We start from the raw sequence: 26,666 nt of genomic DNA on the forward strand, positions 1-26,666 counted from the left end.
GGTCATTCATTGTGATCTTCCGATTTTCGGTCTGACCCTCGGTTCCAGGAAGCGGGCCGAGTCCCGTCACGGCCAAATACCGTGCCCGGCCTGCGGGTTGGTGGTGAACCATGCCCGAAGAGATCAACGACGCCGACAAGGTCGGCTGTGTCAGCGCAAACCGGTACGCGGAGATCGTGGCCGAGCTGCGGAGACTGGTGGAGACCGCCAGCCGGATCCAGTTCACGGTCGGCGACTACGCGCTCGAAGTCGAGCCGATGCGCGAAGCGGGCGGCCAGGAGCGCAGCGATGCGCTGTTCACGGTCAAAGAATCGCTGTTCCGCCTGGCCGAGGACATCGGCTTGTCCTACGCGACGGTGGACAAGGCCCGGTGGACCGCGTCGAAGTGGCCGAAGGACCGGCGGGTGGCAGGGGTGTCGTTCACGGTCCACCAGATCCTGGCGTCCATCGCCGACGACGAGGAACGGTTCACCACCATCCTCAACCCGCCGGAGGGGAAGTCCCGCTGGACGCCGGACGAGGCGAACCGGCGGGTCGGCCGGAAAGTCGTCAAACCCGTCACCCCGCAGGAGAAAGTCAGCGCGATTCACACCCTCGCCCAGGACGAGGAGGTCGCCGCCACCGTCACCGGTGACCTGCTGCGGCGTCCGGCGGTCGTCGCCCAGGTGAGGGACGAAGACAAGGTCCGGGCGGTGGAGGAACTGACCAGGGAGGACAAGGTCGCGGCGGCCGTCGCCCCGGACTTCCTGCGTCGGCCCGCGGTCGTCGCCCGCGTCGCCAAGGCGGACAAGGTGAAGGTCGTCGAGGAACTGACCCGTGACGAGCACGTAGCCGCCGAGGTGACCACTGGCCTGCTGCGCAGGCCGGACGTCGCCTTCCGGGCGATGTCGGACGACACCGCCCGCCACCAGGTCAACCACGCCCAGGTCGAGCGGGGCCGGCAGGCCCGCGAGCACTTCGAGCAGACCAGCCCCGTCGCCCCCGCGATCCGCAACATCGACCGGTCGGTGGAGTTCTTGGACCTGGTCACCGCCTGCCACGCGTTCGTCGCGGCGGCCGGCCGCGTGGTCCCGGGCATGCGCGACCGCCAGCTCGGTGACGACGAACACGTCATCGTCCACGAGAACATCGCCCGGGTTCGGGCGACGCTGGACTGGATCGAGACCGCCATCGACACCGGCAAGGTCGACGTCGACGGCGAACTGGCCCGCCTGCTGCAAGGTGAGTAGGCGATGCCACGCGCTTCCGAGCGCAGATCGGCCGCCGCCGAGCGACACGCCGATTCGGTCCGGTTCGTGCTCTTCGAGGCCCATCCGGCCGGTCTGACCTTCCACCAGCTGGTCAGATCCAGCGAGCTGTCGCCCAGCCAGGCCCGCGCGGGTCTGGCCTGCCTGCGGGACATCATCGCCGAACGCGGCTGGCCGCCCCTGATCTGGACCAGGGCGGACGGCTACAAGTTCTGCTCGGACCCGGCCGAGCTCCAGGCATACGAGGTCGCGGTCATCCGGGAGAAACTCACCGAGATCCGCCGGTTCATCACCGGCGTCGTCGCCCCGCACACTGCCCTCCAGCCGAAGGGACGGTGGATCAAACACCTCAACACCCAGCTCAGCTCGGTCGAGTCCACGCTCGACGTGATCTCCGACTACATCGATGCCTGACCGGTGGGGCCGGCCGCTTCGCAGCCGGCCCCACCCTGTCCTGGAGGGGAAGGAAGTTGCCGCGCAGGCGTTGCTACCCCTCCGACACCTGGGACGACGAATGGGCCCTGATCGAGCCCCTGCTGCCGATACCCGCCTGCGAAACGAAGGAAGGCGGCCGTCCCGAGAAGCACCCTCGCCGGGAGATCGTGGACGCGATCCGCTACATCGTGGACACCGGATGCAAATGGCGGGCCCTGCCCAAGGACTTCCCGCCCTGGCGCACGTGTTACGGGTTCATGGCCCGCTGGGCGGCCGCCGGCGTCATCGGACAGATCCGTGACCAGCTCCGCAAACGCATCCGCCGCGAGATGGGCAAGGCACCCGGAGCGGTCGCCACCGTCATCGACTCCCAGTCGATCAAGGCCGCCGACACGGTCGGCCGCGAGTCCCGAGGCTACGACGCCGGCAAGAGAATCAACGGCCGCAAGCGGCACCTGGTCGTGGACACCAAGGGACTGCCGCTGTTCGTCATGGTCACCCCGGCCGACATGACCGACCGCAACGCGGCCAAGGAAGTGCTGTTCCGGCTGCGGCTGATGCACCCCGAGATCACCATCGTCTGGGCCGACTCCGCCTATGCCGGACAGCTCGTGACCTGGGCGAAGACCTACCTGAACCTGACGATCAAGACCGTCAGCCGCCCGAAGGACGCCTCCGGGTTCGTCGTTCTGCCCCGACGCTGGGTCGTCGAACGCTCACACACCTGGATCATGCACGCCCGTCGGCACGCCCGCGACTACGAACGGCTCGTCCAGCACTCGGAATCGCTCATCACCTGGGCCGCGATCACCCTGATGACCAGGCGAATCACCCGCCGAAGCTCCCGCAGGAGCGGACAGCCGGCCTCCCGCGAGGCTCAACGCGACTGATCGTCCCGGCACTGACGGTCAGCAGTGCCACCAAGAGGTCACCGGGCCCGGATCGGCGGCCCTGAACACCACTCTCCCACCGTCTCGGAAGCCTGTCGGCGACTTCCGGCTGAACCCAGGTTGCAGCGTGCCAAGTCGATGGTCGCCAGCCGCGATGGTCCGTGAGGACTACGTCCAAGGCCGCAGCCTGCCTGCGCCTCGGGCCTGATCTGTGTACGCAGGATGAGGCCATAACGTGCTGCTGGGGTCCAGATCGTCCGCGTAGGGGAGAGAACATGAGCACCGCTGCACCAGTATCGCTGGTCACGGGCGCCAACCGGGGAATCGGCCGGGAGACTGCGCGTCAGCTCGCCGCGCTCGGCTATACCGTCTTGCTGTGCGCCCGCCGTCTGGAGGACGCCGAACAGGCCGTCGCCGACCTGGCCCCCGGAGTGCCCGGCATGCTGCTGCCATACCGACTGGACGTGACTGACGCCGACGACGTCATTACCCTCGCCCGCAACGTAGAGGAAGAGTTCGGGCGCCTCGACGTCCTCGTCAACAACGCCGCCATCAACTACGACACCGCCCAGCGCGCTGTCTTCGCCGACCTCGACGAGGTCCGGCGCACCCTGGAGACCAACCTCTTCGGTGCCTGGCGAACCGCGCAGGCGTTCCTGCCGCTGCTGCGCCGATCACCCCACCCCCGCCTGGTGAACGTCTCCAGCGAGTCCGGCTCCCTGGAGCACATGTCCGGCGGAACCCCCGCCTATGGAGTCTCGAAAGCGGCCCTCAACGCCCTCACCCGCAAGCTCGCTGACGAACTGCTTGCCGAGCGGATCCTGGTCAATGCCGTCTGTCCGGGTTGGATCGCCACCGACATGGGCGGCCCCGGCGGCGGACCCGTCGAGCAGGGCGCCGCCAGTGTCGTCTGGGCTGTCACCCTGCCCGATTCCGGCCCTACCGGCGGCTTCTTCCGGGAAGGCGAACCTTTGGCCTGGTAGGCGGTCCCTACTCGGCTCACCGGGCTGAACCGGCTCTGCCGGCAGGACTCTAACGAGCACGCTCGCAGCGCCTGCGGGAAGCACCCGAACCAGCACCGTTCGAATCTTGAGCTGGGCAAATGTGCAACTCAGGATTGAAAACAGGCACTCATCTTGAGATTTAACCCGTCGGAGCCTTGGGCGCGTGGCTCGCATACTGGTCCAATGAGTTCGATCTCCACGCACCACCGGTTCCGGGACCCCCGGAGCACGACGTACGACTTCCTCACGTCGGTTCTCGTACGTTGTCCCGGCTGCGGAAAGGTCGCGCACGTCGGTACGGCACCGGACCCGTCGGGGGTTCACGACGAGGGCCTCTTCGCCCGGAGGCGGCTCGTTTGTCGGAGCTGTGGGATGGCGAAGGACTGGAGCCGTGGCGGTGTGGCCTTGCACCGGGACCGGCATGCGCCGGCCACAGACCCGTACTTCGGTGTGCGTCTCTGGCTGCAGACCGAGACCCGGCACGGGTGGGTATGGGCCTACAACCTGGAGCACCTGGACTTGATCAGGCGGTTCGTGCAGGCACCGCTGCGTGAAGGGATTCCCTGGCACGACCACGGCCGGAAGATGACCGTGGTGGCCCGCCTGCCCGTATGGATGCAGCAGGCCAAGAACCGCGACGAAGTGCTACGGGCCATCGCTCGCATCCACGCCTCACTGCTGCTCATCTGACCTTGTCCTCAGCCAGTTCGGCGAGGTTTGGTGCCGACCTTGTGGTGGGCGGGGCGGGTGTATGCCTCGCCGGTGGCGAGGACCCTGCCCACGTCGTGGCGGGTGGCCGTGCGGCGGTTCTTCGAGCCGAGCGGTCTGCCTGGTCCGGGCAGGGAAGGTTTGGGTGCAGCGGCTGGGGACCCCGTCCTCGTGCGGAGGTTCCTGAACCCTCTGCGGACGCGGGCGGGTGTCAGTCTGTTCGGCTCGGCCGGCTTCTCCCAGGGCCTGCGGAGGTCGGTGGCCAGCGGGCGCGCGAGGCGGAGCTGGGCGTAGGCGGCGACCACCAGCCAGGTCCACCGGTCGGCTGCTTCAGAGCTGCGGAGCCGGGGCTTGGTCCAGCCGAGGGTCTGTTTGAACAGACGGAATGTGTGCTCGATGTCGAAGCGGCGGAGGAAGGACTGCCAGCAGCGGTCGACGTCCGCGGCGGTGGCGCCGGTGCCCGACCACCACAGCCATACCGGCTTGTTGACCCCGCCGCTGGGAAGCTTCTCCACGGCCAGGCGGATGACGGTGCCCTCGATGACGGGCAGCGGCCCGTCATGGTCGAGCCATGCGGCCCGGCGGGTCAGCCGCGGGTGCAGCCGGTCCCACGCCCGCGCGGCCGCCTTTCCGTAGAGCCGGGTGTCCGTGACGGTCACGGCCTGCTCGGTGCCCCAGGTGGTGGGGTCGCCGAAGACGAACTCGCCGCCGTGCTTGGGCGGCCGGCCGCCCTTGGGGTTGGTCAGGTGGAACTCTTCGCGGGAGGGGGTCGGACGGCGCATCACCCGGTCTGAACGGAGCCGTCCGAGGACCTCGACGGGCAGCCCGTCCAGCAGGTGGGCGATGCGCGGGGCGTCGTATCCGGCGTCCAGCACGACCAGGATCTCCGGGTCACCCGGCCGCCACTGGCCTGCGGCAACCAGCCGCTCGACGACCTCGCGGATCTGCACCGTGGTCACCTTGGCGACGTCGACGCCGGGCTGAAGGCGCACCACGTCCAGCACCGCCGTCCAGGACGTTCGGCCGGTCTCAAGCGCTGCCACCACCGAGTACGGCCAGCCGGGCACCATCTGATGCTTGCCCTCGCCCCGGCCGAAGGTATGGCAAAAGGACCGGTCAGCAGACGTGTTGGCGTCCGGCCGTAGCCACGGTGAGACATCCACCGCGAGCACAAGCCGGCCGTCCGCCGCCCTCGGCAACGGCACCCCGGCCAGGGCCCGCCGCAGCCGGGCGACATCGACCCGGCCCTGGTTGAGCCCGCCGTACAGAGCCCCGTGACCACGGCGGTGTTCGGGCGCGAGCGCGAGATCAACCAGCGTCCGCACTGGCCCGTCAGTGCACAGCAGCGCGTCGCACAACTCGAACAACGCGTCGCCCCGCGTGGTCAGACACGCGTACAGCTCCGACCGGAAGTGTGACACTTCCGCGAACGCATCCCGCAGGACGCCCTGATGCACCAAACTCACGACCACGGCCTTCGCGCTGATCCACTCTGTGACGGAGCACAGGATCAGACGAAGGCCGCCTTCTCGTCCGCTGAACTGCGAAAACGCCGAACAAGTTCGAGCCGCGTTCGACGCCGGACCATAAATGACAAGTTGAGAGGCTGTTTGTGAGCCGGGCATGACAGTTCAGGCGGCGTGGGTTGAACACCGTAGCTGTCTGTGGCGGTGGTGGCTGTGGCCTCATTCCGGGTGTTTGGGTCTGGTGGTGAAGTGGGCCGTAGCGGTGAGTCCGGTACGGCATCGGGTGCCGTGACGGGTGTTGTTCGCGGGTGAGCCGTTGGTGTGCTGCCGATGATGTCGGTCTAATCTGCAGGGCTCTCGTGTGTCCGACAGCGAGTGTGCCCTGGCGGTTCGTCTGCGAATGAAGGAGCATCATGCGGGCTGCACGCATTGCGGCGTTCCTGCTGGGAGCTTTGCCCTTGGTGGCGGGCATGGCCTTCGTACCGTCCACCGCACATGCCCGGACAGCGGATACAGAGGGGCGGCCGGGGCCGATCGCGGGTTCACCGGCGGAGGGAGGGAACAGTGGGGGCGCGGGGACGGTGACGACCAGACGCGCCTGCAATCCCGCACCAGGTCCGGACAAGGCAACCTGCCTGGCCTTGATCCGAACCGACCTCCCCGCGGTGGCATCTCTGTCTCCCGGCAGCGTTCCGCAGGGATATGGCCCAGCCGACCTCCGCAGCGCCTACCGACTGCCCCGGTTCGCCGGTCAGGGGCAGACCGTGGCGATCGTCGTGGCGTTCGACAACCCCAATGCGGAGAGCGACCTCGCGGTCTACCGCAGCACGTTCGGCCTGCCGCCGTGCACCACCGCCAACGGCTGCTTCCGCAAGATCAACCAGAACGGCGGCACGACACCGCCTGCGCTCACCGACCCGGGCTGGGCTTCGGAAACCGCCCTGGACATCGACATGGTCAGCGCAGCCTGCCCCGCCTGCAAGATCCTGCTCGTCGAGGCCAACGACGACACGTTCGGCAATCTGCTCACCGCAGTGGCCCAGGCACGTACCCAGGGCGCGAAGTACATCTCCATGAGCTGGGTCGACGCTAACGGCGAGAACAACGTCCAGCCGGTCCTCGACCAGATCTACTTCAACCACCCCGGCATCGCCTTCGTCGGAGGCTCCGGCGACGTCGGCGGCGTCGTCCACTGGCCGGCCGCCTCCCAATACGTCACCGCGGCGGGCGGCACCTCGCTCCGGCGCAACTTCCTCCCCGTCCCCGGCCCGCAGCTGCTACGCCTGGGATGGTACGAATCCGCGTGGCAGGGCTCCGGCTCCGGCTGCTCCCAGGTACAGCCGAAACCAGCCTTCCAGAACGACCCCCTCTGCCCGCGCCGCACCTCCGCCGATGTCTCCGCGGTCGCCGACCCGGCCACCGGCGTGGCCTCCTACAACACCTTCGGAGGTGCCCCCGGGTGGGCGGTGACCGGCGGCACCAGCGCCTCCTCGCCGCTGATCGCCTCCATGTACGCCCTGGCCGGCACCCCCGGCCCGACCGACCGCCCCAACTCCTACCCCTACGCCCACCGCCTGAACTTCTGGGACATCGACCGCGGCGTTGCCGGCCCGTGCCCGAGCAACACCTACCTGTGTCGGGCGGTCCGCGGCTACGACGGCCCCACCGGTGTCGGCAGCCCCCGCGGAGTCTTCGGCCTGCGGCCCTGACCGCGGCTCGGGACGGCAGCGAAGCGGCGGTGGTCAGGTGGTACTGACCACCGGTGAGCCGTGTGCTTTGCCGTCTCTGCCAGGTCACCATGCATCCGCCTCCTGTGGAGAGTCCACGGAAATGGCCGATGGGGCTGATCAGGGTTTGGCACCGAGCACGGCGGCGATGCGAGGCAGGAGGTGAGAGACAGCCGGGCTGGACTCTTCCTTCTCTGCGTGATGCAGCGGGTCATGATGGTGATGGCGGCCCAGGTGACGAGGGTTACGTTGTGCTGGACGAGTCGTTTCGTAATCTCTTCGGTGGCAGCGGGCTTGCTTGATCCACGACGGTGGGTCGGCCACGCGGCGAGGTGCTCGCTGTGAGTGCGAGTCCTGTTCCGCGCAGCCTTCCCGCCAGGGTCGCCGTGGTGACCGCCGGAACGATCAGTCCCGTTGGACTTCGCCGGAGGTCGGCGGCTATCCGGCCCGGCGGGACTGGCGGCGGGTGATGCGCCTGGTCATGAGGGTGATCGCGGCCCAGGTGATCAGCGACTCGGAGTGCTGGATGAGCCGTTTGTAGTCGCGGGCGTGCCGGCGGGCGTGCATGACCCAGGCGATCGACCTCTCGACCACCCAACGGCGGGGCAGGACGACGAAGCCCTGCGCGTCCTTGGGCCGACTGACTGTCCTCACCGTGAGGCTCAGGTACTTCTTCGCCCAGTCCACGAGCTGTCCGGCATAGGCCGAATCGGCCCAGACGATTGTGATTTCCGGGTGCATGAGGCGGAGCCGGAACAGGACTTCTTTGGCGGCGTTGCGGTCGGTCATGTCAGCCGGGGTGACCATGACGAGCAGCGGCAGGCCCTTGGTGTCCACGACCATGTGCCGCTTGCGGCCGTTGATCTTCTTCGCCGCGTCGTAGCCGCGCGAGTCCCTGCCGACGGTGTCCGCGGCCTTCACGGACTGCGAGTCGATGACGGTGGCGACCGCGCCCGGGGCCCGGCCCATGTCGCGGCGGACGCGTTTGCGGAGCTGGTCGCGGATCTGCCCGACGATACCGGCTGCGGCCCAGCGGGCCATGAACCCGTAGCAGGTCCGCCAGGGCGGAAAGTCCTTTGGCAGGGCCCGCCACTTGTATCCGGTGTCCACGACGTACCGAATCGCGTCCACGATCTCCCGCCGCGGGTGCTTCTCCGGCCGCCCACCGGCCCTGGTCTCGCAGGCCGGGGTCGGCAGCAGCGGCTCGATCAGCGCCCACTCGTCATCGAAGGTGTCCGAGGGATAGCAGCGGTGCCGGGCCACGTTCTCCTCCCCCGGGCAGGCTTCGGGTCCGGCCAGCTGAGCATCAGACGTTCTTGAAACTCACCAACAAAGCCAGTTTGACCGATTGCGGGAGACGGATCGGTCACGGCCGGCCCGCCGATCGGTCACGGGAAGGCCCTCGGCACGGAGGGCTTGCCCAGCGTCCGGATCGCGTGGCGGGATGGTTTCCGAGGTCGTGGCGTCACCGTCCGGGACGCGGAGGCCCGGAGCCGGCCGTCGCCTCCTCGTCGGCCGTACACCGGAGCCATGAGACGAACCAAGCAGAACCACGCCGGGCCCGTGCCCAGCGCCCCGGGGGACATGTGGCACGCCCTCGCCTCCCTCCGCCAGATCCACTCCGAACCCGTCGGCCGCCGGGTGTGCGGGTGGGGCCGTGGTGGTTGTGGGCGGCGCGGGTGCCGAGTCCGGGGTGCGGTGGGGGTACGGGCGGGTCGCCGTCACGGACACGCCCGGCCGCCCGGCGGCCGGGCAACGCGCGGTGGACGGGTATGGCGGGTTCTGCGTGCTGGGTGGGGTGACCTTCGCCGTGCTCCGGTGTCGGCCAGCACGGGCCTGAACACGGTGTACCTCCGTGTACGGGGCGGATGCACGGAGTTGCCAGGAAGGCTGCGGCCGACCGAGGTCCCTGCCGGCGAACCTGTCTCTGGAGGTCGTGGCCCTGGCCGAGCAGCAGCAGGCGCCGCGGGTGGAAGCCGCTGACCTTGCTGCCGGAACTCGCCCTGAAGGTGGCGGTGGCCAAGAGCTGATGGCGATTGTTGAAAACGGCTGTGACCGCGCTTCCGTGATGACTACGGCTGGATGAGGATGCGGGCTCTCAGCACGTGGAAGGAGGCCCGGCCGTACATTTGCCGCTTGATCGTCTTGATGCGGTTGACGTGGCCCTCTACGACGCCAGAGCTGTACTGCAGGGTCAGGCCTGCGGTGACGGCGTCGATATCGAACTTCATGAACCGGGCGAACCCGCGGATCGGCTGAGGTGCGTCACGCTCCACATCGCTGATCCAGTCAAGCAGCAGATGACCCGTGCGATCGCGGACCAGGGCGGTGAACTGCTGCGCGACCTTGTGGGCGCGAGCGATGTCGGGACAGGCCCGGCAGACCTCACCGAGCCGGACCTCGTCGTCTTCACTCGACGACTCACGCCGCCGCATGATCCAGGACGTGATCGCGCGGGGGCTCGGAATCGGCGCTGGCGCGGGTCTCGCAGTGCCGTCCCGAAGTGTCGCAACGTATCGGCGGACCGTCTGAACCGTGCCCCCGAATCCACGCTCACGGACCTCCCGGAAGAGCCGGCCGGCGTCCGTGCAGCCGTTGTGGAAGCGCGCTTGCAAGTAGGAGTGGAAGGGCGTGAGAAGCCCCGTTCGACGATGCCGGGCGGATTCGATGAGTACGGCGAGATCGGTGTCCCGGAAGTGCCGTACTGTCTTGCGGTCCATGCCCAAGCGGCGAGCGATCGCGCTGATCGTCCACTCTTTTTCGACCAGATCGAGGATGTCGGCGTGTCGGTGAACGGTCCGTTGGACGATGGCGGTCTTCGGGAGAACGGGCTCCCGATCCGGCACCCAGGTGTCAGGGACCGGGGCGTCAGGTTGAGCTCGTTCCTGGGCATGTTCCGCAGGCAGGAGCGGTGCTGGTGACACGTCTTCTCCACCACAACGGACAGGTTCTGCAGCAGGTGCCATCGGTCGGCCACCTCGATGGCCCCGGTGGCGGCCTGCTTTAGCGCGCGGGTGTAGCCAGTGGCCCGGTCGCGGCAGATGACCTCCGCTCCGGGATGAGTTTCCAGCCATGCAAGGAAGGTCTCGGAGCTCCGGTCGGGCAGAACATCGAACGGCTTGCCATGTTCCACGTCCACGAGCACCGTTCCGTAGGTGTGGCCGCGCCGGAAGGCGAAGTCATCCACTCCCAGGACCCGCGGAGCCCGTGCCGGCACCACCGGCGCCGACAGCAGACGGATGAGCGATGTCCGGCGGCCGGACAACGCCAGCTTTCGGCAGAGACGTTCTCCCGGGCGGCCCCCAAGCTCCACGGCCACGAAACGGACAAGGTCATGCATGGCCACCGACGACTGACTGTGTGACCTGGTGAAACCTTCGACCTGCTCAACGAAGGTCCGCCGGCGACACATCGGCACTTCGCAGAGGAACCGCCGTACCCGTAGTCGGACGAGCATCTCTCGGCCGCCTGCAGGCTGATCGGCCAGCCGCCGCCAGTACCTGCTGTGAACCCGCCGTGCGCCTTGGCCGCAGTCTGGACAACGACCAGGCGGTCCACTACCGACCGCGTCCACAAAGAGGGTGCGGCCAGCGACATGCACCCGCTCGATCCGCAACGCGATTCCCGGAAACAGGACGTCCGACAGCTCACACAATCCCATACAGAAGTTGTGCCGCGACGAAACGATCCGGCATGCCAGCCCTACGCGGGCGGTCCGTAGGACCGCTTGATGTCGTGAGACTCCAACGCGCTCTCGTAGCGGGCCAGCAGTTCGTCGAAGTTGGCCAGGAGGATGGTGGCGGTTTCGTGCGCGTCTTCGACGTCACCCTGGGCACAGGCTTCCACGATCTCGGCAACGTCGTCGCGCATGATCGACAGAGAGTCCCCCCTGGATCAGCACGCCCGGGAAATGCCGCGGGGGCAGACGGACAACCGCGTCGTTGCCTGGATCCGTAAACAGCTCAGCCTCAATGATCTCCATCAGCCTATCCAACAACAGTCGCCGGACCTCATCCAACCGTAGTCATCACGGAAGCGCGGTCACAGCCGATTTCAGGATCCTCATCAGCGCAGCAGCTTCAGGAGTAGGCGTCAGACTTGACCAGCCGCGGGAAAACCAAACCCCGTGGACGCGATGCCCACGGGGTTCTGTGCTGCTTGGCCGGCTGAGATGGACGTCGACGTTACTTCCTGCACTTGGCCTTGAAGCCGTCCAGCAGAGCCTTGCCAGCATCGGAGTTGTCACGTACGTACGCGCTACCGCTGATGCTGATCGAGGTGTTGCTGGTTGAGATGGGCTCGCTGCCGGTCCGCTTGTTGCGGCTGTCCTCTCCGGCGACCGTCCAGATGATCTGGGACTGATCCTTGTTGAACTCGCCGGTGCTGGTCACGTCCGGCTCCTCGTAGACGCCGTCGCAGCTGTACTCATGATGCGAGACGCCGTTGCCCTTGACGACCAGCTGGCCGAGGTCGGACGTACCGTTGACGTCCTTGACGTAGTAGGTACCGTCGAGCTTGCTGGCGCTGGCGCTGCTTCCGCTGCAGGCGGTGAGTATGAGTGAGCCCGCGGCCAGGGCCGCGATGGACACGGTGATCTTGGCCCGCGTCCTACGTGCGGTCCTGGTGATGCTCATGGGGTTCTCCCTTCGTTCGTCCTGGATAGTCGGTTTGATGTAGAAGACCAGTCAAAATATCCTATGGATAGGCGACTTTGGCTGACCGGGACCGCCTGTCAGGCGCCTTCTCGGAGGTTGCCGAGCCGATGCTCAGTCAGCGCTAGCGCGACCTCGGACTGATTGAGCGCGTGTTCGCCGTCCTGGATGCGCCACTGCAGACGTTGCACGGGCGGGGCGTCGGCTTCTTGGACTGCCGGGTCGCCGAGCTCGCGCAGTTCTGCGTATGCACCCTGCAGCTGCTCTTCGTGGTGTGCTGCGCGGACCCGGAGACGGGCGAGTCGCTCGTTCCACCAGTTCACCCGTGACTGGCGCTCGAGCGTGGTCTTCCCCTCGATCCAGGCACGGAGCTCGTTCTGGTCGACATCGCTCGGAAGCCCGGTAGCAAAGGGCCCCTCGGGTTCCGGCATGTCGATGGGGATGTGCGACGGCAGCACCGCGGGGGTCGTGTCGAGCACATAGGCGATCGCGACGAGATCGTCGACGGTCACCGGGCGAGCACATCGCTCCATCTCCGCGCGAGCGTCGGCCGAGATCGGGTGACCGAGCATTAAGTGGACGTTAAGTCCGTTTCTGGTAGCGGCCTCGTCCGGGTTGGGTGAGGAAGCCTTGGCGGGTGAGGCGTCCGAGGCGGTTGCGGGTGATGTCGACGGATGCTTCGTCTGTGGGCATGTCGAGGAGTTCGTGCAGTTCGCGAGCCCGGAAGGCCTGGTCGGGGTGCTGGTTGAAGGCGTCCACGATGGCCTGGTAGGCGGTGCTCGACTCGGGCGGATCGGGTTCGGTCCCGGTAGGTGCGAGTTCGGTGATGATCTTGCGGGTGGTGGCGGGGTCCGCGAGGCGGGCTTCGGTCTCGGTGAGGGCGGCGGTGAAGTGCGCGATCTGCCGGCGGAGTTCATCCGCCCGGGTTGCTCCGGAGTTGCTGCGGAAGCGCGGTGTTGCGGTCGGTGTTCGGTGGCGTGTCCTCGATGCGGTACCGGGCGTCGGGTTGGGCAAAGGGCGCGTGTTCTTGCGTGATTCTCCCGGCGGCTGCTGTGTCCTGCTGGATTCGTGTTCCGATGGGGATGTGCCCCCGGGCCCCGGGCGGCACCCCTTGTGGACACGAAGAAGGACCAGGAAGTTGAGTGATCAGGTGCAACGGCGTCCGCTCCCGCACGATTTCCACCCGCCGGTGCCCGAGTTGTGGGTGAGCAGCACGGACCTGACCGACGGTGGGGCCCTCCCGGACGGCCATGTCTACGCGAAGGGCAACTCCTCGCCGCAGATCGGCTGGTCGGCGGGACCGGAGGGCACCGGCAGCTACGCGGTCACGTGCTACGACCCGGACGCGCCGACCGGCAGTGGGTTTTGGCACTGGACGGTCTTCGACATCCCGGCGGATGTCGCCGAGCTGCCGGCGGGGGCCGGAACCGGGGGCTTCGATGGATTGCCTGCGGGTGCCGTGCAGGTGCGGAACGACTACGGCAGCAGCGGCTTCGGCGGGGCCGCGCCTCCGGAAGGGGACGGCCCGCACCGGTACGTGTTCACGGTGTATGCCGTCGACCGGGAGAAGCTGGGCCCGGATGCGGACGCGACGCCGGCCCTGGTGGGATTCCACCTGCGGTTCCATGCCGTCGCCCGCGGTCGGCTGATAGCCCTCTATGAGGAGCGGGGCACCGGGGCGTAGCCGTCCCCGGCTGCCCCGCCCCCCGCCCCCCGCCCCCCGTCCCCCGCCCCCCGCCCCCCGTCCCCCGCCCCCCGCCCCCCGTCCCCCGCCCCCCGCCCCCCGTCCCCCGCCCCCCGCCCCCCGTCCCCGTCCCCCGTCCCCGTCCCCCGTCCCCGCCCCCCGCCCCCCGCCCCCCGTCCCCCGTCCCCCGTCCCCGTCCCCGTCCCCGTCCCCGTCCCCGCCCCCCGCCCCCCTTTCCCCCGGCTGGGCGCGGTGATTCGTCCGATCTCGGCGGGTTCTTGCACGATCCTGCTCCACGCGGGGGGTTCCTGCCGGTCTCGTGGTGAGATGGGGGTATGTCTCTCGACGAGCTCCGCGACCTGCTGGGCCGCCATGCGCGGCCTGATCTGAGCACGGCCATCGACGGCGTCCGGATCTGCCGGGCCGAACCGGGCGCCGGGCCGGAGTACGCGATGTCCGGCGTGGTGGTCGCGGTCATCGCGCAGGGGGCCAAGCGGCTCGCGCTCGGAGACAGGGTGTACGAATACGGCGTCGGCCAGTACCTGGTCGCCTCGGCCGACCTGCCGGTGGTCGGACGCATCGCGCAGGGACCCGAACTGGGTTTCGGCATGACGCTGGAGCCTGCCGTCATCGCGGAGCTGATGCTGCAGGCGGGGCCGGGCGACCTGCCGCCTTCGACCCGGTCGGCCCGGCCCGGGATCGTGGTCAGCGACGCACCGGCAGAGCTGGTCGGCGCGATCGTGCGGCTGCTGCGCCTGCTGGACCGCCCGCGCGACCGCCGGGTACTGGTGCCTTTGGCCAAGCGGGAGATCCTGTGGCGGCTGATGACGGGGGAGCAGGGCGAAGCCGTCCGGCAGCTCGGCCTGGCGGACAGCGGCCTGACCCACATCACCCGGGCGGTGGGCTGGATCCGCGACAACTACGCCGAGGCATTCCGCGTCGAAGACCTGGCCCGGTCCTCCGGGATGAGCGTCTCTGCGTTCCACCGCAACTTCCAGGCGGTCACGGCGATGAGTCCGATCCAGTTCCAGAAGCAGATCCGGCTGCAGGCGGCGCGGCTGCTGCTGGCCCGCGGCCCGCACGACGTGACCGGCGTCGCCTCCAGCGTGGGATACGACAGCCCCTCGCAGTTCAGCCGGGAGTACAAACGGCAGTTCGGCGCGCCGCCGCGCGCAGACGCGGCACGCATGCGGACCCGTACCGATCACGTTGCGGCCGCGACGGCCTGAAGGCGGACGGCCGGGCTGCTGCCCGCCGCGCGGTGGGACCGCCCTGAGCCTGCCTGCACGGATGCTCCGCTCGGCCAGCCACGCGGGTGGCTCGGGCGCAGGCCGCCGGCGCGCGGCGGTCAGCGTCCGTGCTGCCGGGTCGTATTCCGGCTTCGGCATCGCCCCCGCCGAGGCATCCGGCGGCAGACCGGTGGGGACCTCGCTCATGCCGGTGCCACCACAAGGCCCGCTCAGCCTCGGCGGGGGCCGACCCGTCAAGCAGTCTCGGCGGCATCCGCCGGGCGGACACCGCGCCGACCACCTCGAATCCGGGCGACACCATCAGCGTCGGCAGGTGCATCGCGCTGCCCTGACCGTGCTCGTCGGCCAAGGGCACCAGGGCGCCCGGCAACCCATCCACTGTATGGGCCCGGTTCTCGAACCGCACCCGGTCACCCGGGGAACCGCCCTGAAGACCCCCAGCGGGGCCGCCACCTACTCGGTGGCGGCCCAGGCTGCTCTGTGGACCTGCGAGGCCGAGAGCCCCCGCTCACGTAACTACTGAGCCCTCGATGCCGAGTTCGGCGAGCGCTTCAAGCCGCCCGGGGTGGAGTCGGTTGCGGCGTTGTTTCTGGTTGGTGATCCAGATCCCGGTGCGGTGTTCGGTGCCGTCGGAGAGGTGTCCGATGTGGGCTCGTCCGGGTAGGCCGCGGCCTTCCCGCTTCCTGGTACTGGGAGAGGGCGTGGAGGTCTTTGTGGAATGCTTCCGCGCCTCGCCCGGACGGGGCGGGGCACCGCCCCCGCCCTCGCGACGGTCGTGCGGGCCTGTACGACCCGCGCCGGGGTGACGCCCAGCTTGCCGAGCCGGGCCTGCTGCTTCTTGTTGAGCCGGTGGAAGTTGCGGCGTTGGGTGGCCGGCTGCCGGCTGCCGGCTGCCGGCTGCCGGCTGACGTGTTCCCGTGCCGAGTCACCCCTGGCACGGCGTTCGCCGGCGCGCACTGTCTGCCAGGAGGGCCCGCAGGTCCGCGTATTGGCGTTGCCGGTCCACCGTCCACCCGAGCGCGCCCGGGTTCCGGTCCGGATCGATCGTGGCGAGGGCGTCGGCCCGCCGCTTGGCGGGGACGGGGTCTTTGCTGAGTCCGCAGGGCCTGGGGACGTTGGTCAGCCACTGCCCGACCGGCTTGTCGAGTGAGGTGGCGTGCCGCGGGGCGGCCAGGGTGCCGTGCTGCCCAGCCGGTAGGTGTTGTTGATTGTGTATCGGCTGGTGGCAGGGGTGCTCACTGGCTCTCGGGGCGTTGAGCTGTGCTGGTCAAGGGGGAGTGTGGCGGGGGTGTGCTGACGCTCGGAGGGGGGTTTGTTGGTGTACGGGGTGGTGGCTGGTCTGGGGTGTTGCTGGTTCGCTGAGAGGTGGAGTTGGCGGTTCGATCGGGATGGTCGGGGTGTGTGAGCTGGGGTTATGCATTGTGTGTTGATGGCGGATGGGTTCGTTGTAGGTAGTTCTAGCGTGTAATGGCCCGGTCGGTGTTTGTGCTGGTCAGGGCTGCTTTTGCTGTCTGATGGGTGGGTTTAGCGGCCGCGGGTGGGGCGGTGGTGGGTTTCGGCGAGGTGGTCGAGTTGTACCGCGTCGAGGGCAGCCTTGGTGATTCTTTCGGTGCCGTCGCAGATGGCGGTGATGGCAGCTTGGCGGATGAGTCTTGTGAGGCTTCCGATACGGCCGGCGGTGCGCTGGTGGAGGTAGGAGGCGTGCCGGGGGAGCGTGCCGCGTTTGTGGTGTTCGAGGTTGAGGGCGTTTTCGATGTCGGTGATGACATCGCGAAATGGTTCGCTTTGCCCGTGGCGGGCGGGGAGGGGGCCGCAATCGACGAGTGTGGCGCGTCCGGCGAGCTGGGCGCCTCTCACGCCGGTGAAGAGGGGTGTGTCGGTGACGTTGATGCCGGCGTAGACGAAGGTGGCGGGCAGGCGTTCGGTGAGGTCTTTGATCAGGTCGGCGGTCTGTGCGCCGGTGGTGGTGCGGGGGTTGAGACGGTGGATCTCGTCGATGAGGACGAGTTGGACACCCGCGGCGGTGTAGGTGTGGCAGACGGCGTCGGTGATCTGGGTTTGGGTCATGCGGGTGGTGACGGGGATGCCGAGGTAGCGGGCGAACTCGGTGATGAGGGTTTTCGCGGTGGCGCCGGGCGGGACGAGGACGTACGCGACCGGTACTGCGGCGTGGGCTGATCCGGGCGGGGTGGGGTTCTTGCGGGTGTGGGCGAGGTGGCAGGTGCGGCCGACGTGAAGGAGGGCGGTGGTTTTGCCGGCTGCGGCGGGTCCGGTGACGATCAGGGAGGGCCGTGCGGTTGTCTGCTGGTGGCGGCCGAGGACCATCAGGGTGCGGACCTGGGTGGCGAGGGTGCTGATGGCGGGGGTGCGGATGGTGACGAACGCGGAGTGGTAGGCCAGGCGGTCCTCCGTACTGCGGGGCGGGTCGCCGGGCTGGGGTGGGGTGACGGGGTCGGTGGTGGCGAAGCGGTGCCAGCCCTGCCAGGTGGTCAGGGGCCAGGACGGCTCGTCCGCGCCGTTGTCGGCAGCTGCTGCGCTGCTCGCGCTCTGCGGGCCCACGTTTACCATTTGGCGGCTTCCTCGTAGGCGTCGTAGAGCCCGAATCCGGCCGCCGGGGCGGCGCTGAAGTCGTCGTCAGGCAGGTCGTCGAGGTCGTCGATGCTGTCGTCCTCGTCCTGCTGCGCCGGGCTGTCGGCGGGTGCTTCGGTGTCGTGGTCCGAATGGCGGGCTGTGGGGAGCGGGACGTGGGCGGTGCGGGCCAGGAGGGCCTGTTCGGTTTTGGTGGCGTGGCCGGTGTGGACGCGGCGCATGAGCTGGTCGAGGGCGTCGGCGAGGTCGGCTTCGTACTGTTCGGCGTCGCCGTGGTTGGCGTGGAGGGCGAGGGTTCTGATGTGCTGCCAGGGTGTGGTCGTTGAACGGCTGGTGGACGTGGTCGCGGTGGATCCACGGGATCTCGGTGAGTGCGCCGTCGGGCAGCCGGACCCAGATCTGGCGCACATCGTGAGGGTTGTAGTGGATCTCCCACTTCCCGCCTCGACCGGTGACCGGGGAGGGCTGGCCACGATAGGGGGCGAGGAAATCCGCGTCGTAGGTGCGGTGGTGGATGCGGATGCCGGAGGCGGTGATGGCCTGCCGGCGCACGGGCAGCAGTTCGAGGTAGTCGCGTCCGGTCAACGGGACGGGGACGTGTCCGGCGACGGCGACGAGGGCGGCCCACATCTGGTTCGGCGTGAGCGCTTTGCGGGGCATCATCGGGTGACGCAGTCCCTCATGGGGCCGGTGGTGGTAATGCACCAGCCATTCGTCCAGGAGGTCCTGCAGCTGGGCGACGCTGTAGCAGGTGTCTTTCTCGATGTCGGGTCCGCGTCGGGTGACGTCGGATCCGGTGTAGCCGGGCAGGTGCTGGCAGAACAGGGCGTTGATGGTGCCGAAGGCGCGCTCGACGATGCATTTGGCGGTGGGGGCGTGGGGTGGAGCGGGCTGGAGGCTGATGCCGAGGGTTTCGCAGGCGGCGGTGAATGCGCGGGAGACGAAGACCTTGCCCCGGTCGACGACGATCGTCTCGGGCAGGACGACCGGCCGGGCCGCCGCACCGGCCAAGCGCTCGTCCAGGGCGGTCAGCCGCTGGTGGGGGAGCGCGCGGGCATGGTCCATGCGCACGATGTCCGGCCAGGCGGGGCGAGCGGGGTGGGGGACGGCCATCTCGGCGAGCAGCAGGGCCGCGTCGACGGCCTTGGTCGCGCTGGGGCACAGCACGGCGGCGAGGATGGCGCGGGTGGCGACGTCGACGGCGATGGTGAGTTCGGGCCGTGCGAGGCGGCCGTCGTCGAAGAGGGCGAGGACGTCCAGGCGGGTGGTGTCGATTTGGACCTGCTCGCCGGGCCGCAGCGCCGTGGCGGGGGTGAAGGCCCGCCCTTCGAAACTGGCGGGCACCTGCCGGACGGGCCCGGCGGGCAGCTCGCCGGGGCGGGCGAGGGAGGTGACCAGCCGGTACAGCGTGGCCTGGGACGGCGCCGGCACCGTCCCGGGGCCGTGGTGGTCCTCAAGGATCTGCGTGATCAGCGGGAACAGGCCGTTGATGGTGCCCTTGGAGCGCCCGCGCCGACGGCGCAGCGCCTCGCGGACGGCGGCGACGACCCGCTCGTCGGCCCGCCCGGTGGGGCTGGAGGCGCGGGTGGTGCGGTGGTCGAGTAGCCCCCACAGGCCTTGCTTGCGGTAGGCAAGTCGCATGCGCTGCACCGTGGTGCGCGAGACGCGGCCGCCGAGCGCGGTCAGCTCCTCGGCCTTGGCCTGTTCCCGCTCGGCCAGCGTGTGCCGCTCAGGGTTGTACTGCTCCCGCACGACCCCTTCGCTGCCGGGCCCGTCGGCAAGGCCGCATTCGACTTCCCTGACGTGCCGCTGCCAGGCAAGGGCCTTCTCGCGCGCCGTGGCGGAGGCGGTTTCGAACCGCCCCCACTGCGGGGCCGCCTGCGGCACCTCGGCCCCGATGATGCTGAAGCCGGGGTCGGCGAACAGGTACCCGGCGAGCACGGCCTCACCATCGCCGTCCGGGCCGACGAGGTGGATCCCCTGCCCGGACAGGGCGACCACCTGCCACTTCACGCCGCGGAAGCGGACATGCGCCCCCACCTTCACCGCCAGCCGCGCATTGCGCCGCGCGCTCACTTGGCACCTCCCGTCTTGCCCAGACCGCTCCAGTCACTTGGGCCGACCAGGACGTACTCGTGCAGCGGCGCCTCCAGGTCCGTCTTCAGCTGTCCATGCCACAGGGCGTGGAAGACGACGGGAAGAACCTCGATCGGGTCACCGACAGCTTCGGCGCCCTCGATCAGCGGCCGCGGCCGCGCGAACGCCTCCACAACCGCGGGCATCAGGCCGGGATGGCCGGCGTTGCGGGGGTGGCGGTAGCCGGCCACCCATTTCAGGTTGGCGGCCAGGATGTCGTCGAGCGGTGGGAGGCGCCGGTAGTTCCAGCCGATGTCCGCGCACGCCTGTGCCACCGCCTCGGCGGCCTTCCTCGCGCGTTCGCCGCCCGCGTCCGGGTGGCCGGGGCAGTCGGCGAGCAGCGCGGTGCCGTTGACACGGCGGGCGAAGAGCTGCGGCACCCAAGAACGCACCTGCCCGCGGGGATCACGCCACAGCAGCCGTACCGGCCGTCCCGCCAATCCCGTCACGTTGGGGTCGCGGTCCAGGACCATCAGCTGGACGCGCATCGCGTTCGACCCCGCGGCCACGTGGCGCCCGGTGGTCGCCGACCACCACAGGCCCGGCCCCCAGCGGCGCCCCGGGACGGCGGGGAACGCCGACACCGGCGGCAGGTCTTCGAACGCCACGGTCATGGCGGCATCCGCCCACCGCTGCTGCACCGCCTGCCCCACCGGGTCGAGGAACACCGCCTCGAACCCGCTGCCCTGGTTTACGCCCGCTCGCCACGCCCGGCGCCGGGCTGCTTCTGTGCTGGTCACCCGCGCCAGCAAGCCGCTCCCGCCAGCGCGTACCGCCGTTTTCAGTATTCCTGCCACGAACGAGTGCCGTATCAGCTAACAGCCGACCCGCCCCTCGGCGCAGCGCTCTCAGCTGTCGTCTTCCTGCCCGCCCGCGGTCAGCATCTCCCGGAGCACCTTGACGGGCATGTCCACCCACCGGGCCACCTCTTCCAGAGGCACCCCGCCGTTCACCGCCGCCACTGCTGTCCGTTTCCAAGCGTTCTCGATCAGGCCGGCACTGTGACCGAGCCCGCGCAGCAGCCGTCGGGCGACGTCGGAGGTCGGGCCGGTCTGCACCCCGTGCAGCTGCAGCAGTTGCTCTTCGGCGCTGTCGATAGCGCTGGTGATGAGCCGACGCTGCTCGGCGGGTACCGCCGCCCGCCACATCGTTCCCGAACCGGGCGCCTTCTTCTCCTTGCCCAGGACCCGCAGCTGGCCGGCCATGGTTGCGGCCTGGTGTTCCTGCCGCAGCCACCACGGGTCGTTGTCGTACCCGGGCGGCCCGCCGGCGCCGCGGCGAAGGCGGATGACACTGCCCATCCATGCGATGAGCGGCCCGCCGTGGTCCGCCGCGGCCAACGGCCCCAGCCATCCTCGGCCCAGCCGCTCCCCGAGCCGGCGGCAGAACATTCCGTCGGCGGGCAGCGCCCGCGGCCGCCCGGCACCGCTGTCCACCCACACCAGCTCGGCCATGCCCGGATCCAGCAGTGTGTCGGCCACTGCCACCACCTCCGGGAAGACGACCGCGTCCCGCCCCACGATCCGCGACCGCTCCAAATCGCCACCGGCGTCACCGCCCGCAACCTGGTGCAGGCGCCGCGGCCAGATCTTCTCCCGCTCCCACTGCAGGGCCTGCTCCCACCATGGGGCCACCACCGCCTGCGCCAGCGCGAACACCCGCTCCGGCCCGGCCCCGGCCCGCACCGCCCGCCGCGCCACCCCCGCCCACCGCCGCTGCGCCGCCACCACCTCCGGCAGGCCCCGCAGATCGAGATGCTCCAGCGGCTGGTCGGCGTCCGCGTCCAGCAGCCACCGCCCATGCCGCCCGCATACCCGCTCCCACAGCGGCGCATACCGCACCATCCGCACGGCCGCCCCCGTACGCCGGGCCGTGCACAGCCGGCAGCCGAACGCCACCGGACCGGCCACCGCACCACCGGTCCGCCACAGCCCCACCGGATCATCATTTTCCGCGCGCAGCCGTGCGTCACCCTTTCCCCAGGACGGCAACGCCCGCGCCAGCACGTCCTCCTCCACGCCGCATATGCATGCCAGGAGCTGGCGTCCGGCTGCGTTCAGCAGCACCTCGGCGTCAGCCCGCGCGCGCCCGCTCTCGTGCCCAGGCGGGTAGTTGCGCCACTTCCAACAGGCGCGCAACACCTTCGCTTCCATCCCGGAGCGGCTCGCGATGCGGCAGATCAGCGACGAGGTCGTCTCTTCCTGCAGGGGAGCGGTCCGCAGGAGGCCAGGGTGGTGGGTCACGGGTCCACAGTCTCGTGTTCGCCGACCTCGGCGGGCGCCTTCGCAACGGATGCCCAGCGAATCAAACAACCGAATCCGCGCGGGACGGCTGTGGAGAGCCATTCGGCACGCACGTGAGCCATCGATCCGTACGCCCCGCAGGGCGCAGCTATCCCAGCTGCCCGACCTCTGAATCCCGGGGGCTAGGAGGTCCACGTGCTACGCGCTAGCCTCCCGGCATGGATCCTCGTGGGCTCTTCCGCCCGGGCGATGGCCGTCAGCGCTATGCGGGCCCTGCTGTCGTGGTCATGCCTGACGGCCGTGAAGTCGCGGTCACAGCGTCCCTTGTTCTGCGTTACGACCCGCGCCGGAGCGACAACCGGGAATCGGACCGGGACAGCACCTGGGCCGGCAGCATCACACTGTCAGATCTGGGAAGCCGCGTTGACCTCTTCGACGCGGACCCGGGAGTGCTCCGCCTGCCCGATGGGCGTGAGAGCGAGTTCATGGCGACAAGCGGCCACACTGAAGTCGGCGTTGCTGGGCTTGGTCCAGCGCCCTTCGCCTCGCAGTGAACTCTGTTCCCCACAGACGCGGAGGGCCGCACAGCGCGCAACACCGGGGGTGCAGCAGAGTCCGCGTTGCAGCCCTGACCTGCGAACCTCGACCGAATCACGGCGGTGACCGGACCCCGGGCCGTCAAGAGGCCCGGGTCCGGGTCATGGCGCAGAAGGCGGTCAGAGGCTGTTCGGAGCGGCCTGCGGGATCGTAACCGGCTTCGCCCAGTCGACGCCGAGCTGCGCGAGGGCGGCGAGCTGGTCGGTGTCCAGCCGGTCCCTCCTGGATTTCGTGTTGGAGACCCATACGCCCAGCTTCACGACCACCGGCTCTGCCTCGCCGTCGACCGCGACCTGTTCGCTGTGCCCCCTCGGCACGGGCCGGTGGGCGCCTTCCCGTTCGACCCACTGGGTGAGGGCTGTCAGGCCCCGCTGGAACGCCTGCTGCGCCTTGCTCGGCCCCTTCGCTGTACGCCTGGCCGCTGGGGCCGGAGGCGGCGCCTGGGCGGGTTCCACGCCCAGTGCGGTCAGCCGTGCCTGCTGTTCGTGCAGGAGTCGCGCCCAGGTGGTCGGCTGCTTCTGTTGCTGGAGCCACCGGCCGATGTCGTCGCCGTCCATGAGCACGCCGGGGGCGATGTCGGGCAGCTGGCCGTCGGCGTCGACCAGGTCTGCCAGGACGCGGTAGTGCCGTTGCCAGTCGAGTGGCCATGGGCAGTCCCAGTCCGGGTCGATTTCTGTCAGCTGGGCCGCGCGTGCGGTGGCTCGGTCCGGGTCCTTTCCGAGTCCGTTCTTGGTGCCGGTGCGCCGGAGGTTGGCCATGTACTGGCCGATGGGCGCCATCTCGTCGTCCTCGCCCCACACCGTGTCCTGCCGGGGCGCGAGGTGCCCGGTGGCCCGCCGGTAGGAGCGGAGCGCGGCGAGCTTGTTCTCCCAGGCTTCCTCGCCGGGCTCCCACACCATCCCGGCCTCGGGGGCGTCGAGCAGGGTCTTGCGTCGTTCCTCGAGCTCTCCGGTGCGCAGGGCCTTGCGCTGCTGGTGCACCCACCGGCCGAGGGGGAACGCCTTGGTGACGCCGACTTCGACCTCGACGTCGTACGGGACGGCGTACAGGCCGGCGACCCCGTTCTCCGCCCGCCACCGCAGCAGAGCCTGGTAGCCCTCCAGCCACACCAGCGACTCGGGCCGGTAGACGCGGGTGCGCAGGAATGCGGCGATGGTGGCGGCGTCGCGGGGGCTGGAGAAGTGCAGCAGTGCGGACTCCGCGGCGGCGTCGGTGTCGTTCTCCTGGTCCTCGCCCTCCGCGCCGGCCCCGACGATCCGTCCGTCCTCGTCGCGCCGGAGGTGGACCTTGCGCTTGCCGCTCGTCAGGGCGCGGGAGGCGAGCTGCTCGACGAGGCGGTCGTCGTGACTGCGCAGGCCCTGGAGGACCGCTACAAGGGGGCGGAAGCTGGCGCTGGCGACCATGTCGGTCGGGTCCTCGCCGGGCTCCAGGAAGATGGGCACGATGATCCGGGCGATCTTCGTGGAGCCATCCTTGTTGAGTCGGAGCGCGCGGCCGATGTTCTGGACGATCTCGACCTGGGAGCCGCGGGTGTCGGCGAAGCAGATCGCTTCGACGCCGCGCTCGCCGGTGATGTCGACGCCTTCGCCGAGGACGCGGACGGAGGCGAGGAAGGCGCGGTGTACGCGGTGGCCGGTGGCGTCGATGCCGTTGGCGAACTGGTGGAGGACTTCGCGGCGCTCGGTGACGAGGTGGTCGCCGCACAGCCATGCGGACCAGACGCGGTCCGGGGGTACGTGGCGGCCGGCCTCCAGTTCGTAGAACTCGGCGTCGATCGAGGACTTCGGCAGCTTGTCCGCGGCGGCCAGGTCGGCGTCGCTGGCGTCGTTGAGGTACAGCTCGGCGGCCGTCTCGGGCAGCTTGTCCGCGAACGCGGCGGCTTCTTCGACTTTCTGGTGGAAGGTCATGACGGTGCGCAGGTTGTACGCCGCGGCGTGCTCCAGGAGCGCGGCCTGCAGCAGCGCCAGGCGTCGGCCCCGCTGCGCCTCCTCGGACTCCCCGAGGACGGGGGAGGGGTCACGGATCTCGAGTACGTCGATCTCGAATCCGGCGAGGATCCCCCGCTCGATCGCCTCGGACAGCCCCAGCTCGGCCAGCCAGGCCCCGTAGGTGCTGTCCGGGTCGTCGGCCATGCTTGCGATCTCCGGCTCCTGGCCGTCGGCGCCCTTCTGCGGCCGGGCCGCGGCGAGGATGCGCGGGGTCGCGGTGAGGTAGAGCCGGAAGTCGGCGGGGATGCGAGTGTTGTCGTGGATCGCCGCCCAGGGCCGCCCGAGGTCGCCGGCGGTGCCGTGGGCCTCGTCGACGATGGCGAGGTCGAAGCCCGCCATCTGCTGTCCGTAGAGCCGTTCCCCGCCCGCCAGGGCGGCCTCCAGGGGCCCGCGGACCTTCTGCTGGCCCTCGGGTGCGTCGATGTCCTCGCGGTCCACGAGGGAGGCGTATGTGGCGAGCACGACCACTGGCCCGGACCTGGCCCACAGGGCGAGCTGGATCGGGTTGGTGGTCGTGCGTACCCCGAGCTCGTTGAGTACCGGGTCGTTCTCCAGCGAGCACACCGCGACCATGGGGGCCCGGTGGCCCACCAGACGCCACGCTCCGGCGGTCTGCGCGAGCAGGTCCAGGGTCGGCACCGTGACCAGGATCCGGCCGCCTGGGAAACACTCCAGCGCGCACGCGGCGGCTGTGATCGTCTTTCCTGATCCGGTCGCGGACACGAGCGTGGCGCGGGCGCCTTGCGGGGGCACGGATGATCTTGCAGGAAATCCTACCCATTTCCGGAAGCTCGATTTCTGATCCACCTGGTGCTCTCGGAGTGGGATCAAAACAGTTCTCCTGGTTCGGGTAGGACTTGTTCGACGGAGGTGATGTGGCTCGTCCGGTGGGTGCCTTCAGGTCGCCCGTAGGCCTTCCAGGCTCGGTGGGCTGCCTCGCTGAGCGAGCTGGCCATCAGGTGGACGACGAAGCCGGCACCGCCTGGTGCGTGCTCGTCGAGGGGTCGGCCTGTAATGCGGTAGACCCGGTGTCTGAGCAGCTCGATGAGCGCCTGACCGTCAGGCTTCCCGTCGTGCGCCCGGTCTTCTTCAAGGCGCCGTAGCCGCTGTTCCTCATAGCGGCCCGCGCGCGGGTCCTCGCCGGGCTCGTACACGGGCATTTGCAGCTCGGTCATGACGTGGGCGATGCGCCGCCATTGGTTGTGTTGGAGGGAGGCGATGTGCAGTTCGCTCAGGCTCTTCGGTTCCTGTGGCCCTGTGCTCGCGCGGGCCTCGCGTTCCCGCGCGAGACGTACGTGCTCCATGACCTGGTTCAGATCCAGGCCCGTCGCTTTTCTCAGCACGTCGAGGCGAGCTAATTCGTGGGGAAGATATTCGTAGACAGGCATCCGCGAACCTCACTCGATGCTCTTGGAAGGTGTGGTGTTATTTCTCCAATGGTACATGCTGCATCATGCTAGGGTCGGAGTTCGTGCACATGACCGACCCATCGGTAGTGGAGAGGAAGGAGAACCGGATGATCGAGAATCCTTGAACGCCCGCCCACCAAGCGGTCGAGTCCAGCGACCACGTCGAGCTGACCCGCCTCCTCGACGAAGGCGCAGACGTCAACGAAGTGTGCTGCGGGATGACTCTGCTGGAGCACGCCATCGACTTGGAGGGGGACTCGGCACTCCAGTCAGGGACTCCGATCGACAGTCGGCTCACAGTGATCCTGCTGGCCTACGGGGCCGACCCGATACCGCAACCTCCCGGACACATGAGTGCGGTCGACCTGGCCGACTACTACGGTCACGACATCGCCTACCGCCTGATAGACCGACTGGCCGCAGTTCCTGCCAGCCGCCCGCGGAGCGGGCTGTTGTCCTGGAGGCGAAGCCGGAAGGACTGAAAGGGCGGGAGCGAAGCGGACGCCCAACGGGCCGCAGGCCCAGAACCCGTGAAACAGGGTCACCTCCAGTGCGCAGCACGGGAGTCCCAAAGGCCCGCGAAGCGGGGCCATCGGGGTGGAGCGAAGCGGAACCCCGATCGTCCGAAGCGAAGCGAAGGA

At 69.3% G+C, this 26,666-nt stretch carries 21 protein-coding genes and 3 pseudogenes; 9 read left to right on the top strand and 15 right to left on the bottom strand.

Annotation, left to right across the window (positions count from 1 at the left end):
* Positions 1-110: 110 nt before the first annotated feature.
* The 5 genes and pseudogenes from ACIQUT_RS24065 (at position 111) to ACIQUT_RS24085 (ending at position 4,266) form a co-directional block, all read left to right on the top strand.
* Positions 111-1,229, top strand: coding sequence for a DUF6192 family protein (locus tag ACIQUT_RS24065; protein ID WP_403565510.1), 1,119 nt, complete (start codon positions 111-113; stop codon positions 1,227-1,229).
* A gap of 3 nt (positions 1,230-1,232) precedes the next feature.
* Positions 1,233-1,661 (top strand): RacP protein, encoded by a 429-nt coding sequence (locus ACIQUT_RS24070; protein ID WP_403565511.1) that lies wholly within the window; start codon positions 1,233-1,235, stop codon positions 1,659-1,661.
* Between the two features lie 56 nt (positions 1,662-1,717).
* Positions 1,718-2,529, top strand: a pseudogene (locus ACIQUT_RS24075) (IS5 family transposase); the annotation flags it as partial.
* 318 nt (positions 2,530-2,847) lie between these two features.
* Positions 2,848-3,555: an SDR family oxidoreductase gene (locus tag ACIQUT_RS24080; RefSeq protein ID WP_403565513.1), complete on the top strand. Its 708-nt coding sequence runs from the start codon at positions 2,848-2,850 to the stop codon at positions 3,553-3,555.
* A 204-nt stretch (positions 3,556-3,759) separates the two neighbouring features.
* Positions 3,760-4,266 (top strand): hypothetical protein, encoded by a 507-nt coding sequence (locus ACIQUT_RS24085; protein WP_403565515.1) that lies wholly within the window; start codon positions 3,760-3,762, stop codon positions 4,264-4,266.
* Between the two features lie 8 nt (positions 4,267-4,274).
* Here ACIQUT_RS24085 and ACIQUT_RS24090 read toward each other — a convergent pair whose 3' ends face one another.
* A complete protein-coding gene (locus ACIQUT_RS24090) occupies positions 4,275-5,750 on the bottom strand; it encodes an NF041680 family putative transposase (protein ID WP_403565551.1) in 1,476 nt (491 codons plus the stop codon).
* A 764-nt stretch (positions 5,751-6,514) separates the two neighbouring features.
* Between ACIQUT_RS24090 and ACIQUT_RS24095 the strand changes: the two genes are divergently transcribed.
* Complete coding sequence (locus tag ACIQUT_RS24095; RefSeq protein WP_403565516.1) at positions 6,515-7,459, top strand: S8 family serine peptidase; 945 nt, start codon at positions 6,515-6,517, stop codon at positions 7,457-7,459.
* A gap of 262 nt (positions 7,460-7,721) precedes the next feature.
* On the opposite strand, the pseudogene ACIQUT_RS24100 reads toward ACIQUT_RS24095, so the two are convergent.
* From ACIQUT_RS24100 to ACIQUT_RS24135, 8 genes and pseudogenes are all read right to left on the bottom strand, one after another.
* Positions 7,722-8,740, bottom strand: a pseudogene (locus ACIQUT_RS24100) (IS5 family transposase).
* An 809-nt stretch (positions 8,741-9,549) separates the two neighbouring features.
* On the bottom strand, positions 9,550-10,401 hold the full coding sequence (locus tag ACIQUT_RS24105; RefSeq protein ID WP_403565518.1) for a transposase: 852 nt from the start codon (positions 10,399-10,401) through the stop codon (positions 9,550-9,552).
* Between the two features lie 20 nt (positions 10,402-10,421).
* Positions 10,422-11,138, bottom strand: a pseudogene (locus tag ACIQUT_RS24110) (ISL3 family transposase); the annotation flags it as partial.
* A 41-nt stretch (positions 11,139-11,179) separates the two neighbouring features.
* Positions 11,180-11,347 (bottom strand): DUF6959 family protein, encoded by a 168-nt coding sequence (locus tag ACIQUT_RS24115; RefSeq protein ID WP_403565520.1) that lies wholly within the window; start codon positions 11,345-11,347, stop codon positions 11,180-11,182.
* A complete protein-coding gene (locus tag ACIQUT_RS24120; RefSeq protein ID WP_403565522.1) occupies positions 11,301-11,459 on the bottom strand; it encodes a DUF6959 family protein in 159 nt (52 codons plus the stop codon). The genes ACIQUT_RS24115 and ACIQUT_RS24120 overlap by 47 nt, the downstream gene beginning before the upstream one ends.
* Positions 11,460-11,661: 202 nt before the next feature.
* Positions 11,662-12,111, bottom strand: coding sequence for a hypothetical protein (locus ACIQUT_RS24125; protein WP_403565524.1), 450 nt, complete (start codon positions 12,109-12,111; stop codon positions 11,662-11,664).
* A gap of 98 nt (positions 12,112-12,209) precedes the next feature.
* Positions 12,210-12,641, bottom strand: coding sequence for a DNA-binding protein (locus ACIQUT_RS24130; protein ID WP_403565526.1), 432 nt, complete (start codon positions 12,639-12,641; stop codon positions 12,210-12,212).
* A 70-nt stretch (positions 12,642-12,711) separates the two neighbouring features.
* The gene (locus ACIQUT_RS24135; RefSeq protein ID WP_403565529.1) at positions 12,712-13,143 is read right to left on the bottom strand and encodes a hypothetical protein; all 432 of its coding nucleotides are present in this window, start codon (positions 13,141-13,143) and stop codon (positions 12,712-12,714) included.
* Between the two features lie 124 nt (positions 13,144-13,267).
* Between ACIQUT_RS24135 and ACIQUT_RS24140 the strand changes: the two genes are divergently transcribed.
* From ACIQUT_RS24140 to ACIQUT_RS24150, 3 genes are all read left to right on the top strand, one after another.
* Complete coding sequence (locus ACIQUT_RS24140) at positions 13,268-13,813, top strand: YbhB/YbcL family Raf kinase inhibitor-like protein (protein ID WP_403565530.1); 546 nt, start codon at positions 13,268-13,270, stop codon at positions 13,811-13,813.
* Positions 13,814-14,148: 335 nt separating this feature from the next.
* Positions 14,149-15,042 carry an AraC family transcriptional regulator N-terminal domain-containing protein gene (locus tag ACIQUT_RS24145; protein ID WP_403565532.1) on the top strand — a complete coding sequence of 298 codons (894 nt, stop codon included), beginning with the start codon at positions 14,149-14,151 and terminating at the stop codon, positions 15,040-15,042.
* Between the two features lie 334 nt (positions 15,043-15,376).
* Positions 15,377-15,586, top strand: coding sequence for a hypothetical protein (locus tag ACIQUT_RS24150; RefSeq protein ID WP_403565533.1), 210 nt, complete (start codon positions 15,377-15,379; stop codon positions 15,584-15,586).
* Between the two features lie 1,001 nt (positions 15,587-16,587).
* On the opposite strand, the gene ACIQUT_RS24155 is transcribed toward ACIQUT_RS24150, so the two are convergent.
* From ACIQUT_RS24155 to ACIQUT_RS24180, 6 genes are all read right to left on the bottom strand, one after another.
* Positions 16,588-17,556 (bottom strand): TniB family NTP-binding protein, encoded by a 969-nt coding sequence (locus ACIQUT_RS24155; protein WP_403565553.1) that lies wholly within the window; start codon positions 17,554-17,556, stop codon positions 16,588-16,590.
* 141 nt (positions 17,557-17,697) lie between these two features.
* Positions 17,698-19,728, bottom strand: a complete 2,031-nt coding sequence (locus ACIQUT_RS24160; protein ID WP_403565535.1) for a Mu transposase C-terminal domain-containing protein — start codon at positions 19,726-19,728, stop codon at positions 17,698-17,700.
* A complete protein-coding gene (locus ACIQUT_RS24165; protein WP_403565536.1) occupies positions 19,725-20,528 on the bottom strand; it encodes a TnsA-like heteromeric transposase endonuclease subunit in 804 nt (267 codons plus the stop codon). Before ACIQUT_RS24165 ends, ACIQUT_RS24160 begins: the two co-directional genes overlap by 4 nt.
* A 108-nt stretch (positions 20,529-20,636) precedes the next feature.
* Positions 20,637-22,031: a DNA-binding protein gene (locus ACIQUT_RS24170; RefSeq protein ID WP_403565537.1), complete on the bottom strand. Its 1,395-nt coding sequence runs from the start codon at positions 22,029-22,031 to the stop codon at positions 20,637-20,639.
* 716 nt (positions 22,032-22,747) lie between these two features.
* Positions 22,748-25,447: a Helicase associated domain protein gene (locus tag ACIQUT_RS24175; RefSeq protein ID WP_403565538.1), complete on the bottom strand. Its 2,700-nt coding sequence runs from the start codon at positions 25,445-25,447 to the stop codon at positions 22,748-22,750.
* On the bottom strand, positions 25,444-26,004 hold the full coding sequence (locus tag ACIQUT_RS24180; protein ID WP_403565539.1) for a hypothetical protein: 561 nt from the start codon (positions 26,002-26,004) through the stop codon (positions 25,444-25,446). The genes ACIQUT_RS24175 and ACIQUT_RS24180 overlap by 4 nt, the downstream gene beginning before the upstream one ends.
* Positions 26,005-26,666: the final 662 nt, after the last annotated feature.

Source organism: Streptomyces sp. NPDC090445 (assembly GCF_044769385.1).
In the GTDB taxonomy this organism is placed as follows: Bacteria; Actinomycetota; Actinomycetes; order Streptomycetales; family Streptomycetaceae; genus Streptomyces.

Bases quoted from the DNA above. Each gene is read 5' to 3' on its own strand.
- ACIQUT_RS24065 (WP_403565510.1), top strand. From the start codon at position 111: ATGCCCGAAGAGATCAACGACGCCGACAAGGTCGGCTGTGTCAGCGCA.
- ACIQUT_RS24070 (WP_403565511.1), top strand. From the start codon at position 1,233: ATGCCACGCGCTTCCGAGCGCAGATCGGCCGCCGCCGAGCGACACGCC.
- ACIQUT_RS24080 (WP_403565513.1), top strand. From the start codon at position 2,848: ATGAGCACCGCTGCACCAGTATCGCTGGTCACGGGCGCCAACCGGGGA.
- ACIQUT_RS24085 (WP_403565515.1), top strand. From the start codon at position 3,760: ATGAGTTCGATCTCCACGCACCACCGGTTCCGGGACCCCCGGAGCACG.
- ACIQUT_RS24115 (WP_403565520.1), bottom strand. From the start codon at position 11,347: ATGCGCGACGACGTTGCCGAGATCGTGGAAGCCTGTGCCCAGGGTGAC.
- ACIQUT_RS24120 (WP_403565522.1), bottom strand. From the start codon at position 11,459: ATGGAGATCATTGAGGCTGAGCTGTTTACGGATCCAGGCAACGACGCG.
- ACIQUT_RS24125 (WP_403565524.1), bottom strand. From the start codon at position 12,111: ATGAGCATCACCAGGACCGCACGTAGGACGCGGGCCAAGATCACCGTG.
- ACIQUT_RS24145 (WP_403565532.1), top strand. From the start codon at position 14,149: ATGTCTCTCGACGAGCTCCGCGACCTGCTGGGCCGCCATGCGCGGCCT.
- ACIQUT_RS24180 (WP_403565539.1), bottom strand. From the start codon at position 26,004: ATGCCTGTCTACGAATATCTTCCCCACGAATTAGCTCGCCTCGACGTG.